Source organism: Shigella sp. FC1967 (assembly GCF_001743005.1).
Taxonomy (GTDB): domain Bacteria; phylum Pseudomonadota; class Gammaproteobacteria; order Enterobacterales; family Enterobacteriaceae; genus Proteus.
Genome location: NZ_MIIZ01001115.1, coordinates 1 through 839, shown reverse-complemented (window position 1 = coordinate 839; position 839 = coordinate 1). Strand labels below are relative to the sequence as shown.

Genomic DNA, 839 nt, shown 5'->3' with positions numbered 1-839 from the left:
GCAAGTCAGCGCACTGAGCCAATTGGCTTCTGGTCTTGCTGGTGGACTGACTACCGGTGATATGGCTGGTGCAATTACTGGCTCGCAAGCTGGGAAAAAATGCGGTTGAGAATAATGCGCTCAGTGATCTTCTTGAAGCTCAAGTGGCGGGTAAAACACCTCAGAAAGTCGCAGAGGAACGGATAAATGCAGAAATTGAGCATTACAAGAAAGAAAACTGTGCAGGAATGAGCACAGGTGCATGCTCAGCAAAAATGGCAGAAGATCGAGACAAATTCTTCAGAGAAGCAGCCTCTTTAGGAATTGATTTCGTGCCAGTGGTCGGTGATTTTAAAAGTTTTGCTGAAGCTGATGGCTGGATTGATTACACGTTAGCTGCTGCGGGTACATTGCCTTTTGCTAAAATATTCACAAAACCACTGAAAGAAGCCAAATTACTATTAAAAGCCGGCGATCTTGATGGGGCCAATAAACTTATAAAAGAAGCGAGTGATGGTATACCAACAAAGTTGCCTTCTAATCCAACCTCGCAGTCATCCAGTGGCGCATGGAAGCCAAGTGATTCGAAAATTAATGTAGGCAAGTATCAAATTTCAAATGGATCTCCTAATGCGATAGATAAAGGTAACTTAGCTAATCCGATCACTCAGTCCCGTATAAATGTCCAAAATGGTGATTCAAAAGCTGGTTGGGAGCACGTTATCAAACGTCATTTTTCTGGAAATTCAAATGCTAGCCAATTTACAATTACTGAATCCGAACTTAAATCATTGTTACAAAATCCAGAGGTAGTAAAGATACCGATAAGTAAGACTCAAACATCATTGAATAAAGCAACA

General features: G+C 41.6%; 2 protein-coding genes. Both read left to right on the top strand.

The genetic code is table 11. From position 1 onward, the window contains the following. Positions 1–22 precede the first annotated feature (22 nt). Positions 23–109, top strand: coding sequence for a hypothetical protein (locus tag BHE89_RS26440; protein WP_286146336.1), 87 nt, complete (start codon positions 23–25; stop codon positions 107–109). Beyond that, a partial coding sequence (locus BHE89_RS19020) for a hypothetical protein (RefSeq protein ID WP_286146334.1) occupies positions 69–839 on the top strand: 771 nt, incomplete at its 3' end. The genes BHE89_RS26440 and BHE89_RS19020, both read left to right, overlap by 41 nt.